Source organism: Polymorphospora sp. NPDC051019 (assembly GCF_040683055.1).
GTDB lineage: Bacteria > Actinomycetota > Actinomycetes > Mycobacteriales > Micromonosporaceae > Polymorphospora > Polymorphospora lycopeni.
The window spans coordinates 72397-88582 of sequence record NZ_JBFBCH010000016.1 but is presented as its reverse complement, the minus strand read 5'-3'; the positions used below and the strand labels follow the sequence as shown (position 1 = coordinate 88582).

Annotated in this window: 18 protein-coding genes and 1 tRNA gene; 9 read left to right on the top strand and 10 right to left on the bottom strand. The window is 72.6% G+C overall.

What is annotated here, in order from left to right; genetic code table 11:
* Positions 1-48 precede the first annotated feature (48 nt).
* Positions 49-639 (bottom strand): oligoribonuclease, encoded by a 591-nt coding sequence (orn, locus tag AB0M79_RS25215; protein ID WP_357544229.1) that lies wholly within the window; start codon positions 637-639, stop codon positions 49-51.
* 160 nt (positions 640-799) lie between these two features.
* Between orn and AB0M79_RS25210 the strand changes: the two genes are divergently transcribed.
* Positions 800-2026: a glycosyltransferase 87 family protein gene (locus AB0M79_RS25210; protein WP_364218146.1), complete on the top strand. Its 1227-nt coding sequence runs from the start codon at positions 800-802 to the stop codon at positions 2024-2026.
* Between the two features lie 173 nt (positions 2027-2199).
* Here AB0M79_RS25210 and AB0M79_RS25205 read toward each other — a convergent pair whose 3' ends face one another.
* Positions 2200-2952, bottom strand: a complete 753-nt coding sequence (locus tag AB0M79_RS25205; RefSeq protein WP_364217970.1) for a YcnI family protein — start codon at positions 2950-2952, stop codon at positions 2200-2202.
* 13 nt (positions 2953-2965) lie between these two features.
* On the bottom strand, positions 2966-4669 hold the full coding sequence (locus AB0M79_RS25200; protein ID WP_364217968.1) for a copper resistance protein CopC: 1704 nt from the start codon (positions 4667-4669) through the stop codon (positions 2966-2968).
* A gap of 297 nt (positions 4670-4966) precedes the next feature.
* Between AB0M79_RS25200 and AB0M79_RS25195 the strand changes: the two genes are divergently transcribed.
* The 3 genes from AB0M79_RS25195 to AB0M79_RS25185 are packed head-to-tail and all read left to right on the top strand — an operon-like array spanning position 4967 to position 7394.
* A complete protein-coding gene (locus AB0M79_RS25195; RefSeq protein ID WP_364217966.1) occupies positions 4967-5482 on the top strand; it encodes a MauE/DoxX family redox-associated membrane protein in 516 nt (171 codons plus the stop codon).
* Positions 5479-6192, top strand: a complete 714-nt coding sequence (locus AB0M79_RS25190; RefSeq protein ID WP_364217964.1) for a thioredoxin domain-containing protein — start codon at positions 5479-5481, stop codon at positions 6190-6192. Before AB0M79_RS25195 ends, AB0M79_RS25190 begins: the two co-directional genes overlap by 4 nt.
* Positions 6189-7394, top strand: coding sequence for a hypothetical protein (locus tag AB0M79_RS25185; RefSeq protein ID WP_364217962.1), 1206 nt, complete (start codon positions 6189-6191; stop codon positions 7392-7394). Before AB0M79_RS25190 ends, AB0M79_RS25185 begins: the two co-directional genes overlap by 4 nt.
* Here the strand turns inward: AB0M79_RS25185 and AB0M79_RS25180 are convergent.
* The 4 genes from AB0M79_RS25180 to AB0M79_RS25165 are packed head-to-tail and all read right to left on the bottom strand — an operon-like array spanning position 7376 to position 10021.
* Positions 7376-8191, bottom strand: a complete 816-nt coding sequence (locus AB0M79_RS25180; RefSeq protein ID WP_364217960.1) for an ABC transporter ATP-binding protein — start codon at positions 8189-8191, stop codon at positions 7376-7378. The two genes, AB0M79_RS25185 and AB0M79_RS25180, sit on opposite strands and share 19 nt — an antisense overlap.
* Positions 8188-8952, bottom strand: a complete 765-nt coding sequence (cbiQ, locus tag AB0M79_RS25175) for a cobalt ECF transporter T component CbiQ (RefSeq protein WP_364217958.1) — start codon at positions 8950-8952, stop codon at positions 8188-8190. The genes AB0M79_RS25180 and cbiQ overlap by 4 nt, the downstream gene beginning before the upstream one ends.
* A gap of 17 nt (positions 8953-8969) precedes the next feature.
* Positions 8970-9317 (bottom strand): PDGLE domain-containing protein, encoded by a 348-nt coding sequence (locus tag AB0M79_RS25170; RefSeq protein ID WP_364217956.1) that lies wholly within the window; start codon positions 9315-9317, stop codon positions 8970-8972.
* Positions 9314-10021 carry an energy-coupling factor ABC transporter permease gene (locus tag AB0M79_RS25165; RefSeq protein ID WP_364217954.1) on the bottom strand — a complete coding sequence of 236 codons (708 nt, stop codon included), beginning with the start codon at positions 10019-10021 and terminating at the stop codon, positions 9314-9316. Before AB0M79_RS25165 ends, AB0M79_RS25170 begins: the two co-directional genes overlap by 4 nt.
* A gap of 176 nt (positions 10022-10197) precedes the next feature.
* On the opposite strand from AB0M79_RS25165, the gene bcp reads away from it, so the two are divergent.
* The 4 genes from bcp (at position 10198) to AB0M79_RS25145 (ending at position 12273) form a co-directional block, all read left to right on the top strand.
* Positions 10198-10674 (top strand): thioredoxin-dependent thiol peroxidase, encoded by a 477-nt coding sequence (gene bcp, locus AB0M79_RS25160; protein WP_364217952.1) that lies wholly within the window; start codon positions 10198-10200, stop codon positions 10672-10674.
* A 266-nt stretch (positions 10675-10940) separates the two neighbouring features.
* A complete protein-coding gene (locus AB0M79_RS25155; protein WP_364217950.1) occupies positions 10941-11621 on the top strand; it encodes a helix-turn-helix domain-containing protein in 681 nt (226 codons plus the stop codon).
* A tRNA-Leu gene (locus tag AB0M79_RS25150) sits at positions 11607-11692 on the top strand. Before AB0M79_RS25155 ends, AB0M79_RS25150 begins: the two co-directional genes overlap by 15 nt.
* 62 nt (positions 11693-11754) lie before the next feature.
* Complete coding sequence (locus AB0M79_RS25145) at positions 11755-12273, top strand: GNAT family N-acetyltransferase (RefSeq protein ID WP_364217948.1); 519 nt, start codon at positions 11755-11757, stop codon at positions 12271-12273.
* A 300-nt stretch (positions 12274-12573) separates the two neighbouring features.
* Here the strand turns inward: AB0M79_RS25145 and AB0M79_RS25140 are convergent, their stop codons facing one another.
* From AB0M79_RS25140 to AB0M79_RS25130, 3 genes are read right to left on the bottom strand one after another with little or no spacing between them, the layout of a single operon-like run.
* Entirely contained in the window at positions 12574-13500 is a 927-nt protein-coding gene (locus tag AB0M79_RS25140; protein WP_364217946.1) for an expansin EXLX1 family cellulose-binding protein, read from the bottom strand.
* A 43-nt stretch (positions 13501-13543) separates the two neighbouring features.
* Positions 13544-14365: an MOSC N-terminal beta barrel domain-containing protein gene (locus tag AB0M79_RS25135; protein ID WP_364217944.1), complete on the bottom strand. Its 822-nt coding sequence runs from the start codon at positions 14363-14365 to the stop codon at positions 13544-13546.
* A gap of 45 nt (positions 14366-14410) precedes the next feature.
* Positions 14411-15244: a class I SAM-dependent methyltransferase gene (locus AB0M79_RS25130; RefSeq protein WP_364217942.1), complete on the bottom strand. Its 834-nt coding sequence runs from the start codon at positions 15242-15244 to the stop codon at positions 14411-14413.
* A gap of 68 nt (positions 15245-15312) precedes the next feature.
* Here AB0M79_RS25130 and AB0M79_RS25125 point away from each other — a divergent pair, with 68 nt between their 5' ends.
* Positions 15313-16173, top strand: a complete 861-nt coding sequence (locus AB0M79_RS25125; RefSeq protein WP_364217940.1) for a MurR/RpiR family transcriptional regulator — start codon at positions 15313-15315, stop codon at positions 16171-16173.
* The last annotated feature ends 13 nt before the right edge of the window (positions 16174-16186 follow it).

The following is a 16186-nucleotide window of genomic DNA, read 5'->3' as shown; positions in this document are numbered from 1 at the left end:
GGCCGAGAAACGCCCGGCCACGGCTGAGAAACGACCAGCCCGGACCCCTCAGAGCTCGGCGGCGATGGCCTTGGCGGTCTCGACGTCGGGGCCGGGCAGCGGAACGAACAGGGTACGGCGGTAGTACTCCAGCTCGCGGATGCTCTCCCGGATGTCGGCGAGCGCCCGGTGGGCGAGGCCCTTCGGCGGCTGCCCGAAATAGACCCGGGGATACCAGCGCCGGCACAGCTCCTTGATCGACGACACGTCGATCATCCGGTAGTGCAGGTAGCCGTCGAGGCGGGGCATGTCGCGGGCCAGGAAGCCGCGGTCGGTGGCGATGGAGTTGCCGCACAGCGGCGCGGTCCGGGGCTCCTTGACGTACGTGCGGACGTAGTCGAGCACCATGTCCTCGGCCTCGGTGAGGCTCACCGCGGAGCGGCGTACCTCCTCGGTCAGGCCGGACTTCTCGTGCATCGTCCGGACGATGTCCGGCATCGCGTCGAGCACCGCGTCGTCGGCGTGGATCACCACGTCGACACCCTCGCCGAGGACCGTGAGGTCGGGGTCGGTCACCAACGCGGCGACCTCGATCAAAGCGTCCCCACCGAGATCGAGCCCGGTCATCTCACAGTCGATCCAGACAAGAAGATCACGCACTGGAACAGCCTACGCCCCGGCGTGGCCGGTGTGCCTCGACGTGGCGCTCCGCGCGGGGCCCGGCGGCGGACGCGGCCGGGCGACTGCCGGCACCGCGCCGTCCGGGTGCCGTTGATGGCCTAGGGTTGCCGACGTGGCAGCCGCACCACCCACCGCACGGATCCCGGTCGACGACACCGCCGGCGGCGGCCGGACAGTCCGCCGGATCGCCGCCGTCACCGCCGTCACGACAGCGGCCGCCACCTTCCTCGCCTGGTACGGCAACCGCCACGACTTCTTCGATCTGCGGATCTACATGTCGGCGATGCGGTGGTGGAACGAGGGGAACCCGCTCTACGACTACCGGCAGCCGGATCCGGTGCAGGGCGAGTTGTACTTCACGTACCCGCCGTTCACGGCGCTGTTGCTGCGGCCGTTCGCGTGGCTGCCGCTCGGCGCGACCTTCGCGATCTTCTCGCTGCTGACGCTGGTCGCGGTCGCGGTCACCACCTGGTGGCTGGTCGGGCCGGCGGCGGACCGGCGGGACCTGCCGCGCTGGTTCGTCGCCGGGCTCGCGGTGCCGCTGGTGCTGGTGATCGAGCCGAGCCGGGAGACGCTGGCGTTCGGCCAGATCAACATGCTGCTGATCGTGCTGATCCTGGCCGACCTGCTGTTCGCCGTACCGCGCGGTTCGCGGTGGGCCGGGGTCGGCGTCGGGCTGGCGACGGCGCTGAAGCTGTTTCCGGGGATCTTCATCGTCTTCCTGCTGGTGACCCGGCGGTGGCGGGCGGCGCTGGTGGCCAGCGTCACGGCGGCCGTGGCGACCCTGCTGTCGGCCGCGGTCACGCCCGGCGACTCGTGGCGGTTCTGGACGCACGAACTGTGGGCCACCGACCGGGTCGGCCGGCTCGACTACACCGCCAACCAGTCCCTGCTGGGCATGCTCAGCAGGTTCACCGCCCCCGAGGCGGCCAACCGGGTGCTCTGGATCGTCCTGGTGCTGGCGGTGACCGGGTTCGGGCTGTGGCGGGCGGCGCGGGCGGTGTCGGCGGGGGTGGACCCGATCGCCGGCCTGACGCTGGCCGGGCTGGTCGGCGCGCTGATCAGCCCGATCTCCTGGTCGCACCACCTGTTCTGGCTGGTGCCGGCGATGATCGTGCTGGTCGACGCCGCGCTGCCGGTACCCGGCGGCGGGGGTTCGCGGTGGCGGCCGGGTTACCTGGTGGCGGCCGGCGTCGTCTTCGCCGCGTCGGTGTACGGCGTCGTGTCGTTTCCGGTGTGGGGCAACGATCCGGTGCCGACGAGTTCGGTCGGCGAGTTCCTGCTGCGGAACCTGTTCGTCCTGGTCTCGCTGCTGCTGCTGGTCGGCCTGCCGGTGCGCCGGCACGGCGGGACGCTCGGCTGGTAGTCGGGCAGGAGAGCCCGCCCCTACCACCCGCCAGGCAAAACGGACAGATCTAGCTAGTCACACCTTTCGCCCGTAATATGGCGCTCAGGGGACGAACTTCTCTGCACCGCTCCCCCGGTGAGGGCGGCCCCGCGCGTCGGCAGCGCGCGGGGCCGCCCGCCGTACGGGCGCCGTCAGGCGGCCGGCGGCGCACCGACGCGCCGGGTACGCGCGTACGCGAGCCCGCCGAGAACCAGACCGGCGAGACCGGCGACGAGACCGGCGATGCCCCACGCGTTCGACCCGCCGCCGTCGCTGGTGCCCGACGCCGGGACCGCCGCGGCACTGACACCGGCCGACGGGGCACCTCCCGCCGGGGCGCCGTCCGCCGGCGCGGCCGCCAGCCGCAGCACGGGAGCGGGGCTGGCCGGTTCCTCACCGCCGGCCGCCGCCGGCGGGTCGATCCAGCGGACCACGTTGCCGTCGGAGTAGGTCTGGAGCGCCCGGAACACCATCTGGTCGACCTCCGGCAGCGGGCCGGCCGAGACCGGGAACTCCTGGAACTCGCCCGGCTTGACACCCGTGTCGTCCGACGACGCCGTCCAGGTGATCTTCGCAACCGCCTCGGTCACCTGGCTGCCGTGCACCTCCAGCGGCGGGTTGACGGCCCGCTTCTCCACCGCGACCGTCCACCCCGGCACCGGCATCGTCGTCACCGACGCCACCGGCGCGTCCTCGGGGAAGAACACCTCCACCTTGGTGGTGGCCGCCTCGTCGCTCTCGTTCGGCACCCGGAACGCCAGCCGGGCGTACCCGCCCTGGTTGGCCTCGTTCGGGTTGACGGTGATGTGCGCCGCCGCGGGTGCGGCGAACCCGAGCACGGCGCCGACGACCGCCCCCAGGGTGAGGACCGCCGCGGCGGTCACGGAACGACGAAGACGGGTCATGAACGGGACCTCTCTACGTGACGGGCACGGTGACCGTCACCGTGTCCTGGTCGATCTCGGATATCCGGACCGTGACGCGCATCTGCCAGTCACCGGCGGCCGGCAGGCGGATCTCACCGAAGGCGTGGTTGTCGGTCAGCTTCAGCAGCGCGATGTCGATCGGCTCCACCCCCTGGTCGGGCAGCGCGATCGTGGCCCGCCACTCCACCACCGGCAGCGGCCGGTTGTCGAGGGTGTAGGCGTACATGTGCAGCGAGTTGTTGCCCCGGGCGGCCGGGTCCATCTCGATCTGCAACGAGTAGATCGAACTCGTCGCGGTGGTCGTGAAGTACTCCACGCCGCCGTCCGCGCCGCCGGCGACCGCCGTACGGGCCGGCGTCGTCTGGACCAGCACCGCGCTGACCGCCAGGATGACCGCGGCGATGCCGAGTTCGAGCCACACCGCCTTACGCATCCGGCCCGGTTCCTCCGGCGCGGTCCGGCGTTGAACCAGCCTGCGGGCGAACGCCGCCACCGCGAGCACCACGGCGAACAGGACCACCTTGGCGATGATCAACTGCCCGTACCTGGTGCTGATCAGCGCCTTCGGGGTGCCGACCTCCAGCAGCGCCTGCACCACACCGGCGAGCAGCAGCGCGCAGACCGCGAACGTCGCCCACCGCGACCACACCGGCAGGATCGCGCCGAGTTCCCGGCCGTCGGCCTGCCGCAGCAGGAACGCCACCAGCATCACCAGCCCGCCCAGCCACACCGCCATCGCGGCCAGGTGCACGGCGTCGACCACCACCGACACCGCCGGCACCAGGGCGGCCGCCGCGTGCCCCGACAGCGGCCAGGTCAACAGCGCGGCACCGCCGAGAATGCCGAGCAGCACCTGGTCGCTGCGGGTCGCCCGGCCGTCGCCGTGCAGCAGCGGCCACAACAGGAACGCCGCCGCGAGCAGGATGCCGAGCCGGACCAGGTGGACCGTGCCGTACAGGCTGCCGAGCACGTCGCCGAGCGCGGCACCGCTGCCGTCGAAGATCCCGCCACCGTTGGTGTACGGCACCTGCAGCCAGATCGCCGCCAGCGCCGACACGGTGATCAGGCCGGCGCCGGTCCAGACCAGCCGGGCCGGCCCCGCCCGCGACAGCCGCTGCGGCCACAGCAGCATCAGCACCAGCACCGGGCCGACGACCAGCAGCAGGCCGGTGTATCCGACGTACTTGGCGACCGGGATCGCGGCCGCGACGACCGGGTCGGCCCGGTCGCTGCCGTCGTCGGTCGGCGGCTCCGAGGGGTTGCCGACCGAGTAGGTGAAGGCGCCGCTGACCGGATGGCTGTCGGCGGAGATCACCCGGTAGCTGACCAGGTAGGTGCCGCGCGCGCCGCCCTGGTCGACCGGGATCGTCACCACCGAGCCGTTGAACGCCGGCTCGCCACGGTCGACCCGCGCCCCGTCCGGGCCGATCACCCGGATCTTGTCGGTGACCTTGCGGACCGACTCGCTGAAGGTGAGCACCACCTCGGCCGGGGCGGTCGGCACCACCGTCTCGGCGACCGGGCTGGTGCTGCTGAGTACGGCGTGCGCGTACGCCGGGGTGGCCGGGACGAGCAGCGTGGCGAGGGCGGCGACCAGCACCGCCAGCAGGGCCGCGCACCGCCTCGGGGTCGCCGGGCGCGCCGGGGCCGACGACGTCGTGGGCGGCGACGGCAATCGATGATCTGCGGCAGTCATGTCGGACATGCTCGCCGACCGGGCCCGTTCGACGCGAGTCCGGACACCCATCACCTCCGAAGATCGACTGATCCGCGACCGGCGGATCAACGCGACATCAGCAGGTAGTCGGACGGCCACCCGGAATAGTTCCCCCGCACGCGGGAAACTTGCCCGCGTTCTGGCCGGGCTGGTGACCTTTGGCCCTACGGCCGGTAGTAGCCGCGGCCATACCGTCTGACGCGGCGGACGGGCGCGACGGAGATCACGCCCGCGAGCCCCGCCGTGGCCACCGGCGGACGACCGTCAGGACGGCAGGTGAGCGTGACCGTGAACACCGTGGGCGAGACCCGCCGATCCGCCGTCCTGCCGTGGATCGGCACCGCCGTACGGCTCGGGCTGGCCGCCGTGTGGCTGCTGGCCGGCGCCAGCAAGGTCGGCGACCTGGCCGCCTCCGGCCGCGCCGTCGCCGCGTACGAGGTCATGCCGTACGACGTGGCGAAGATCGTCGGCGCCGCACTGCCGTTCGTCGAGATCACGCTCGGCGTACTGCTGCTCCTCGGGGTGGCGACCCGGCTCGCCGCCGCGGTCTCCGCGGCCCTGCTGGTCGTCTTCGTCGCCGGCATCACCTCGGCCTGGGTCCGCGGCCTGACCATCGACTGCGGCTGCTTCGGCACCGGCGGCCAACTCCCCGCCGGGCAGACCCCCAGCTACGGCCCCGAACTCCTGCGCGACCTCGGCTTCCTCGCCCTCGCCGGGTTCCTGCTGGTCAGGCCACACACCCGGATCTCAGTCGACGCCATGGGCGCACCCCGCCCCGAGGAGGAGCAGTGAGCAGCAGAGCCGGACAGAAACGGGCGGCCAAGGTGGTCCGCCAGCAGATGGCCCGGGAACGGCGCCGCCAGCGCACCCTGTGGACGTCGGTCCTCGCCGTCGCCGCGCTGGTGATCGCCGGAATGATCGGCTGGGGCGTGTTCGCCAGCCAGCGGGCCGACGAATACCACGCCCCGGCCGGCGCCACCGCCGACGGCAGCGGCATCGCCGTCGGCACCGGCCCGGTCACCGTCGACATCTACGAGGACTTCCTCTGCCCCGCCTGCCGGCAGTTCGAGACCCAGGTCGGGCCGGTACTCGACCAACTCGTCGCCGACGGCCGCATCCGCGTCGTCCACCACCCCGTCGCCTACCTCGACCGCGCCTCCACCACCGGCTACTCGAGCCGGGCGTCGGCCGCGGCCGGCTGCGCCGCCGACGGCGGCAGGTACGGCGAATACTCGTCGGCACTGTTCGAACGGCAACCGGCCGAAGGCGGCGCGGGCCTCAGCACCGACGAACTGATCCGCATCGGCGGCGGCGTCGGCCTCGACGAGGACACGTTCGGCACCTGCATCCGCGACGGTAGGTTCAGGTCGTGGACGGAACACGTCACCGACCTCGCCAGCGAGCGCGGCATCCGCGGCACCCCGACGGTCTTCGTCGACGGCCAGCCGGTGCAGAACAGCGCCGACGCGATCCGGGCGGCCATCGACGCCACCGGACGGTGACCCGCCCGGCCGCCGGAACCGTTCCGGCGGCCGGCCACCGGCCCCGGGCGGCGGCCCTGCTGATCGCCGCCGTCACCGGACTGCTCGCGGCACTCGCCCTGGCCGGCCCGGCCCGCGCCCACGGCGCCGACACCCCCGACGGCACCGACTACCGGGTCCGGATCACCGGCGTCACCCCGGCCGTGCCGGGCCTGACCGTACGCACCATCGAGGCCGGCGCCCGGCTGGAACTGACCAACCACACCGGCCGCGTCGTCGAGATCCCCGGCTACGCCGACGAGCCGTACCTCGAGATACGGCCCGACGGGACGTACGAGAACCTCAACTCCCCCACCACCTACCGCACCCGCACCCTCGCCGGCGACACCCCGGTCCCGGCCGGCGTCGACCCGACCGCGCCACCCCGCTGGCAGCGCACCGGCACCGACCCGGTCGCCCGCTGGCACGACCAGCGCACCACCTGGCTCGCCGCCGACCCGCCCCCCGGCGTACGCGCCGACCCCACCCGCGAGCAGCGGGTCCGCGACTGGACGGTGCCGGTACGCCTCGCCGGCACCACCGTCACCGTCACCGGCACCCTCGACTGGGTGCCGCCACCCGACCCCTGGGCGTGGTGGGCCTGGATCCTGCTCGGCACCGTCACCATCGGCGCGCTCGGCATCCTGCCCGGCCGCCACGCCCCCGCCGCCACCGGCGTACTCGGCGCCCTCTGTGTCGTCGGCGGCGGCTGCGCCGTCGCCTTCGCCGTCGCCCGCGAACTCGACGCCGGCACGACCGGTGCCGGCGCGATCCTGATCGGCCTGCTCGCCAGGCACGGGCTGCCCCTCGCGGTCGGCCTGTTCGCCGTCGCCGTCGGCGGCCGCGTCCTGATCCGCCGGTCCGCCACCGACTTCGCACTCGTGCTCGCCGGCCTCTTCCTGGCGATCTTCCACGGGGCGGTCAACGCCGGCGTACTCGCCCGCGCCGTCGCCCCCGCCCCCTGGCCGGCGACCTGGGCCCGGCTCGTCATCGCCGTAGCGGTCGCCGTCGGCGCCGGGGTCGCCGCCGCCGGCCTGCTGCGGATGCACTCGGCGGCCCGCCGGGCGCCGCGCCGGGCCACCGAACCCGACGACGCCGGCAGCCCGTCGACCGGTGGGCCGACCGGCGGCGACACCCCGGCACCGGACATCCCCGCCGACGCCGGCTACGCCAACGCCTCCTGAGCCGACGCCGGCCCCGCGGGCGGCCGATCCCGGGCGGCGAGCTGCGCCGCCGCGAGCGCCGGATCGAAGCCGTACGGCAGCTCCAGCCGGTGCCGCGCCAGCAGCTCGGCATCGGCCAGCAGGTCCACAGTCGCCCCGTCGGCCACCACCCGCCCCGCGTCCAGGATCACCGACCGGGCGCACAACTCCATCGCGTACGGCAGATCATGGGTCACCATCAGCAGCGTCACCGGCAGCGCCCGCAGGATCACGGCCAGCTCCCGCCGGGACGCCGGATCAAGATTCGACGACGGCTCGTCCAGCACCAGGATCTCCGGCCGCATCGCCAGCACCGTCGCCACCGCCACCCGCCGCCGCTGCCCGTACGACAGATGGTGCGGGACGCGGTCCCGGTACGCCGACATCCCGACGGCGGCCAGCGCCTCGTCGACCCGGGCCGACAGCTCCGCCCCCCGCAGCCCCAGATTGGCCGGGCCGAACGCGACATCCTCGGCGACCGTCGGCAGGAACAACTGGTCGTCCGGATCCTGGAAGACGATGCCGACCCGGCGGCGGATCTCCGCCAGCGTGGCCCGGTCACGCCCGACGGCCAGGCCACCGACCGTGACCGTGCCCGCCCCGCCGTGCAGCACCCCGTTGAGATGCAGCACCAGGGTCGTCTTGCCGGCACCGTTCGGCCCCAGCAGCGCGACCCGCGCCCCACGCGGCACCCGCAGGTCGACGCCACGCAGGGCGACCTGCCCGTCCGGGTACGTGTAGTCGAGGCCACGCACCTCCAACGAAACCGGCCCGGTCATGACAGCAGCACCGCCGTGACACCGACACCCGCCGCGACGGCCGGCACCGTCGCCGCCAACAGCCACTGCCCCGCCGACGCCACACCCGCACCCGCCGGCGGCATCCGACCGGAGTAGCCGCGCGACAGCATCGCCAGATACACCCGCTCCCCGCGCTCCAAGGCCCGCAGGAACAGCGCGCCGATCCCGGCCGCGAAGCCCCGCAACTGCCACAGGAACCTCGGATCGTCGCCGCGCGAGATCCGGGCCACCCGCATCCGGCGGGCCTCGCCGACCAGCACGTCCAGGTAGCGGACCATGAACATCGCGATCTGGGTCACGATCCGCGGACACCGCAGCCGGTCCAGGCCGACGATCAGGTCCCGGCTCGTCGTGGTCGCCGCCAGAAGCAACGACACGAGTACGCCGAGCGTCCCCTTGACCAGGATGTTCCACCCGCCGAGCAGCCCCTCCACCGACAACCCCAGCCCCAGCCAGGTGACCCGCTCGCCGGCCCCGACGAACGGCAACACCAGCGCCAGCACCACGAACGGCGTCTCGACCAGGGCCCGGCGGCCCAGCCAACCGGCCGGCACCCGGCCCACCACCGCCAGCGCCGCGACCAGCACGGCGTATCCGCCGAAGGCCCAGAACACCTCGCGGGGCGTGGCCACCATGACCAGCGTCACCGCCACCGCCGCCGCGATCTTCACCTCGGGCGGGAGCCGGTGGAGCGGGCTGTCCCGGTCGAGGTGCAGGACGTCCGCGGACCCGCCGGCCATCCCCGCTCCCGCCCCGGCTACGCGCGATCCGCCGGACGCCGGCCGCGGACCAGCCAGAACAGCCCGCCGCCGACGACGAAGGTGAGCAACACCCCGGTCGCCCCGGCCACCGCCGTTGCCAGGAAGGGGTTGTCGACGCCCCGCAGCCCGTAGTCGGCCAGCGGGCTGCCGGCCCACTCGTGGTCCTTCGCGTTGGACGCCATGCAACTGCCGCCGGTGATCTCCTCGTCGGCGTTCAGGGTGCAGCCCTTCGTCGACGCCGAGTCCAGGCCGTCGGGCGAGCCCGAGGCGAAGTTGCTGACCACCCCGGCCAGCAGGAGGGCGACCAGCAGGCCACCGAGGACGAACCAGCTTCCCCGCCTCACGCCGCGCCTCCCACCGTCGAAGTCGTCGCCAGCCGGCCGCCGCGCAGGGCGTACACCAGATCCGGCCGGGTCTTCGCGACCGTGACCACCGTCGTCGCCGCGATGATCCCCTCACCGACACCGATCAGCAGATGGGTGCCGGTCATCGTCGCCGCGATCGCCCCGAGCCCGTAGTCCACCAGCTGCGTCGTGCCGCCGAGCGCGTACTGGAGCACGAAACTCGACGCCGCCGCGACCACGCTGACCACCGACGCCAGCAACGCCGTCGCCGCCAGCCCCGCCGCCGTACGCGGCAGCACCCGCAACAGCAGGACGATCAGCCCGTACGCCGCCGCCGTACCGACCAGCGCCATGTTGAAGATGTTCGGCCCCAGCGCGGTGATCCCGCCGTCGGCGAAGACGAGCGCCTGCACGACCAGCACCACGGCGACGCACAACGCACCCACCCACGGGCCGACCAGCAACGCTGCCAGCGCCCCGCCGAGCAGGTGCCCGCTCACCCCCGGCAACACCGGGAAGTTGAGCATCTGGACCGCGAAGATGAACGCCGCCACCAGGCCGGCCATCGGTGCCAGCCGGTCGTCGAGATCCTGCCGCCCCCGCATCACGCAGAAGACCAGTGCCACCACCGTGAGCACGGCGTAGGCGATCGAAACCGGTGCGTCGAGCACCCCGTTGCCGATGTGCAGAGCCAGACCGTCCATGGGCTCCTCCCGACCAGCGCGAAAGCCCGGTACGCGGTGCCGGTGCGCCGCGCGTACAGGCATCTCCCAGAGTATTTCGGAACATAGGCAGTTGCCAATACCTTGCAACTAGCCCGTTCGTGGATGCCCGGCCCGGCACCGCCAACCGGAACCGGACGGGCGATAGGGTTCGGGCCATGACCGCAACGGCACGCCTCGCTCCCGGCGATCCCGCACCCGAGTTCGAACTGCCGACCGACACCGGCGAGACGCTGTCCCTGAACGAGCTGCGCGGCCGCAAGGTGGTGCTCTACGTCTACCCTGCCGCGATGACCCCCGGCTGCACCAAGCAGGCCTGCGACTTCCGCGACTCGCTCGCGTCGCTCCAGGCCGCCGGCTACGAGGTCGTCGGCATCTCCCCCGACAAGCCGGCCAAGCTCGCCAAGTTCCGCGAGCGCGACGCGCTCACCTTCCCGCTAATGTCCGACCCCGACAAGGCGGTGCTGACCGCGTACGGCGCGTTCGGCGAGAAGCAGCTCTACGGCAAGACGGTCACCGGGGTGATCCGATCCACTTTCGTCATCGACGAGGACGGAAAGATCATCAAGGCGCTCTACAACGTCAAGGCCACCGGCCACGTCGCCAAGCTGCGCCGGGATCTCGGCCTCGACTGAACCTGCCGATTGGCGCTCGTGTTCCACTTCACCCTGCCGTCTAGCGTCGGGGACGTGGTGAAGTACACGAAGCAGGTACTCGCGGAGGCGGTGGCGGCGAGCCACAGCATGGCCGAGGTGCTGCGGCACCTCGGCCTCCCGCTCAACGGCGCTCCCACGCACATCTACGGCGTCGCATCGACGTCCTGGGCATCGACACCTCGCACTTCCTGGGCCGGGCGCACAACCGGGGCCGGCGGTCCCCGCGCCGACTGCGTCCCGAGGAGGTGCTGGTCCTGCGGGCCACCGACCGGCGACGGGCGCATCCCGAGGTCCTGCGGCGGGCACTCGTCGAATCCGGTGTCCCGCTCAAGTGCCAGGCGTGTGGCATCGGATCGGTGTGGAACGACCGCCCGCTGACCCTGCACGTCGACCACGTCAACGGCGAGTTCTGGGACTGCCGGCCGGACAATCTGCGGTTCCTGTGCCCCAACCGCCACAGCCAGACATCGACGTACGCCGGCCGAAACCGCCGGCCGTCCACCAGATCGGCCGCCTTCGCGACCCCGGACAGCGGCACCAGCGGCGATCGACCGGACGACGACGCCGTCCGGGACATCATCGACCGGGTAGATCACGGTGATCTGACGGTCGTGGCGGCGGCCCGACTGATCGGATGCCACCGCAACCACTTCTACCGGCTCCGACGGCGCTTGGCCGAAGCCGGCTCGCTGGTCACCAGGCGGGGCGGACCACGCTCGCGCACCGTCGCGCAGCGGGACCGGATCATCGCGCACGCGCTGGCCCACCCGGGTGACCGGCCGAAGGCGATCGCCCGCCGGTTACGCGCGCTCGATCCGGCCGGCGCCGTCAGCCACGGCACGGTATCCAGCATCCTGCGCGAGGTGGGCCTCAACACCGTCGCCGCCCGGCGCTCTAGACTCTTGGCGTCGGCGGGAGTGGCGTAACGGCAGCCGCGGCAGGTTTAGGTCCTGTTGTCCGAAAGGACGTAGGGGTTCGAATCCCCTCTCCCGCACCATCAACTCGGCCGTGGCCGACGACACGTCGGGGCCGTCGGTGCGGGGCGGCAGGATTGCGGGCATGGGCCTGCGCTTCGTACTCGACCCCCCGCTGACCGGCGTCCTGCGCGACAGGATCGTCGACCTGTGGTGCACGGTGACCAACACCGGCGGCGCGGTGGGATTCGTGGGGCAGGTCACTCCGGACGACGTGTGGCCGACGGCACGCGCCGAGTTCGCGGCGGTCGACGAGGGACGGGACCGGCTGCTGGCCGGCTTCGAGGGCGAGCGGCTGGTCGCGATGCTGTTCATGACCGACAACAACTTCGTCCTCAAGGACCATTGGCGGATTCTGAAGCGGGTGATGGTGCACCCGGACCGGCAGGGCCTCGGTTACGGTGCGGCGCTGGTCAGGGAGGCGGAGCGGGTCGGTCGGGAGATGGGGTTGGACGCGCTGCACCTGACGGTCCGGGACGGGGCCGGGGTGACGGAGTTCTACGCGCGGTGCGGTTACAAGGAGGTGGGCCGGTTGCCGGGCGCGTTGCGGGTGGCGACCGGCGACGACCGCGACGAGGTTCTGATGTGGTTGTCGCTGCGCTGAGTCGCCGCGTCCGATGTCCCGGCCGCTGTCCTGCGTCGGGGTCCCGTCGGCAGCCGTCATGATCGTCTGCGGTTTAAGCGTTCAGCGCCCGGCGTGTCGAGTGTCCCAACCGCAGACGATCAAGAGGCGATGGCCGGGTACCCGTCAGCGGCCGGGTACTGCTGTTGCGGGCCACAGCGAATTCGGCGTATTGACAGCGAATTCGCTGTGAGACGCGGCAGCGATCCGCCGCCTCCCCGGCTGACAACCCGTGGCCCTGGGGCACCTGGGCGCGGCTGACGCCGAGCACCGCGGTTCGAGTCAGTGGCAGGTGGCCGGTGTGGCTGAGCCGCTGGCGGCGGGCGCCGTCGGTACGTCCTCGCTGGCGGCCACCGCCGTCGGGGTGGGCTCGACCGTCGCGGTGGGCTCAACCGTCGGGGAGGGCTCGGCGGTGGGGGTCGGCGGACGCGACGGGCTGGCGGCGGTGGGGCGGGCCGGTGCGCCGTACATGGAGATGTTGGTCTGCTGGGTCTGTTCGGGCGCCATCCGGATTCCTTCGGCCACGGCCTGCCGGCCCCGGTCGTCGGTGACCCGGATCGTGTACGGGCCGGGGCCGAGCCCGCCCTCGATGATCCAGTAGTTGTAGTCCTGCCGTACGGCGGATTTCCAGCCGCCGCCGGGTGGTCTGGCCTCGACCTTGTTCAGCGGGTTGCCGTGGTTGGTGACGAGTACGGCGAACCACCACTGGGAGGCGCCGTCCTTGATGCGGAAGGCGAGCGGGCCGGGCAGGGCCGGGTCGACGACGCGCCGGTAGGTGACCGGAACCACTCCCTGGACCGGGTCGGCGATCTTCGCGAATGCCTGGCGGGAGAGGTCGATGTGGCCGGGCGGGCATTCCGGGCACTGGTCCATGACCATGACGCGGACCTTGCCCTTGGGGCCGGTCACGTCGAGGTAGCTGCCGCAGGCGGCCGCGTCGTCGTATTCGGTGGGGCCGAGGGCGACGTACATGCGGGTGGCGGGCGGGCCGACGTGGGAGCAGTTGCCACCGCCGCCGTTCGAGTCGTAGAAGGTGGCCTTTCCGTTCTGGGCGGTGGTCGGTACGGCGCACGCGGCCGGCACCCCGGTCTGCAGGAGGACGGCGAGGCCGGCGACGGCGGCGACGACGGTCAGGCCCCCGGCGGCGAGCCAGCGGGCGTACGGCCGGCGGGGCACGCGGCGGTGGCCCCTTATGGTTCGCTCGCTCACGGCGGCTGATGCTGCCCGAGTCGGGGCCGGCACCGCAAGCGGGTCAGATCACCTCGACGGGGTCGCCGACGGTGACCGGTCCGGTGTCGTCGGGGATCAGATTGACGCCGAAGAGCAGTTTCTGGTCGTGGTTGCGGTGCCGGGCGAGCAGCCGCAGCGGCTGCCGGCCCTTTTCGCCGGTCTCCTGGTCGATGGTGGTGACGAGGCAGCGGGCGCAGGGTTTGACGGCGCGCATGACGACGTTTCCGAACCGGAGGCGGCGGCCGATCCAGTCGTCTTCGGCCCAGGGTTCGGCGTCGCCGACGACGAGGTTGGCGCGGAAGCGGTTCATCGGTATCGGTGCTTCGACGTCGCCGGCTTCGAGCAGCAGGCTGTTGAGGGCGTCGAGGGAGGCGCTGTTGGTGACCAGCATCGGGTAGCGGTCGGCGAAGCTGACCCGGTCTTCGGGGCGGCTGAGTTCGGTGCCGATGGGTTGGTCGGCGGGGTTGGCGAGCCAGACGAGGCGTACCTTGCGGTCGAGCAGGGTGCTGAGCCAGTCGTCGGCGGCCGTGCCGGCGGGTGTGGCGGCGACCGGGGTGCGGTTGACGAAGATCTGTACGTCGAGCGCGTCGCCGGTCGGCGCCGGTTCGGGTACGTCGAGCGCGGGCCGCCCGGTGGCGTGCAGGGTGAGTCCGCCGCCGGGGCGTGGTGCGGGCCGGACGTGGACGAGTGCGGCGGTGTCGCGTTGGGTGACGCCGGTGCCGTGCTCGTCGACGATGAGCCAGCGGCGGTCGCCGGCGAGCCCCCACGGCTCGACGTGGACGGTGTCGTGGTCGAGCCGGTGGCAGCCCTTGACGGGGTGGGTGTGCAGGGACGCGAGCCGCATCCGGCCAGCCTGCCACAGGGCGGGCGGCGGGCTGCGGGGCCGGGTCTACCAGGCGATTCCGATGCCGTCGCCGGGGAACCAGTGCCGGGCCGGGTTCTCCCGGTAGGCGAGGAAGCGGCGGCCGGTGCGTTCGGCGTGTTCGGCGAGGACGTTGGTGACGGTGACGTTGTCGGTGAGCAGCCGGGCGCCGGGGGCGAGTCTGGGTTCGACGGCGTCGAATTCGCGGCGTTCGTGGGCGACGCTGTGGTCGCTGTCGTGCAGGAAGAGGTCGACGGGGCGGTCGAGGGCGCCGATGCTGGCGATGGAGTCGCCGATGACGAGGTCGACGACGTCGGACCAGGGGCGGGCCTGGGCGAGGTAGCCGGCTTCGGGGTTGATGTCGAGCGAGGTGACCCGGCCGGGATGGCCTTCGGCGGTGTTGCGTAGGAGGGCGGCGGCGAGCACGCAGGTGCCGAGCCCCTTGTCGACGCCGGTTTCGACGATGTGGGCGGGTCGGGTGGCGCGGACGATGGCGTACCAGCCGATGCGGCGGGCGTAGCGGACGTGGCGGTCGGCGAGGCCGCGCCGGGCGGAGGTGGCGGTGGTTTGTTCGATGTGCCGGCGCAGGGCGTCGTCGGTTTCGATCTCGGCGAGGTAGGTCCGGACCTGGGCGACGGGTAGGTCGCAGGTGACGCTGACGAACCAGGCGAGGTGTTCGCGGCTGAGCGGGGTCAGGTCGTAGGTGTAGTTGTGGTGTTCGCGGGAGGTGAACAGCCAGCGGGCGGAGACGCCGAGGACGCGGGCGTCGTGGCGGGCCACCCGGAGGAGCCGCTTGGGGAACGCGGCGACGGGTGCGAGCGGGGTGCGCGCGATGCGGCGCCGGAGGTTTGTACCGGTCACGCCCGAATATCTATCACAGTCCATGACAACCGTTGCGCTCTGAATATTTTCATGCATATCCTCGCCCCATGAATCGGAAGAGCCCCGAGGGACCCACCGCCGACCGGGTGCTCGACCTGTTCCAGGGGGTCCGCCTGACCCCGACCCAGCGCCGGATCGCGCACAGCCTGGTGCGGCACACCGCGTCGGCGGCGTACCTGTCGGCGGCCGAGGTCGCCGAACTGGCCGGGGTGAGCCAGCCGTCGGTGACCCGGTTCGCGATGGCGCTCGGCTACGACGGCTACCCGGCACTGCGCCGCCGGCTGCGGGAGTTCGCCGGTGCCGGGAACGGGACGGCCGCCGGCCCGGCGACCGGCAACGAGTTGCAGCGGGCGGTGCACGACGAGGTCGACAACCTGCACCGGCTCGCCGGACAGCTCGGTGACCGCGACCCGCTGACCGTCGCCGGGTCGCTGCTGGCGGCCAGCCGGCCGCTGCCGGTGCTCGGCCTGCGGTCGGCGGCGCCACTGGCCGCGTACTTCGCCTATTTCGCCGCGAAGGTGCTGCCGGACGTACGAGTCTTGGACTCCGGGGGGAGCCTGCTCGCCGACCGGCTCGACCAGGCCCGGGCCGCCGGGGCGACCGCGCTGCTGGCGATGGTGATGCCCCGCTACCCGCGGGAGGCGGTCGAGGCGGTACGCGAGGCGCGGGCCGCCGGGCTGTCGGTGGTGGCGATCACCGACTCGGCGGTCAGCCCGGTCGCCGAGCACGCCGACGTGGTGCTGCCGGCGGCGGTCGGCACGCAGCTCGTCTTCGACCTGCACACCGCGCCGATGACGATGGCGATGGTGCTGTTGCAGGCGATCTGCGACGTGGCGCCGGCCGACGCGCAGCGTCGCCTGGAGCAGTTCGAGCAGTCGGCGGCCAGCCGCAACGTGTTCGTGGCCTGAGCACGCCTGAGAA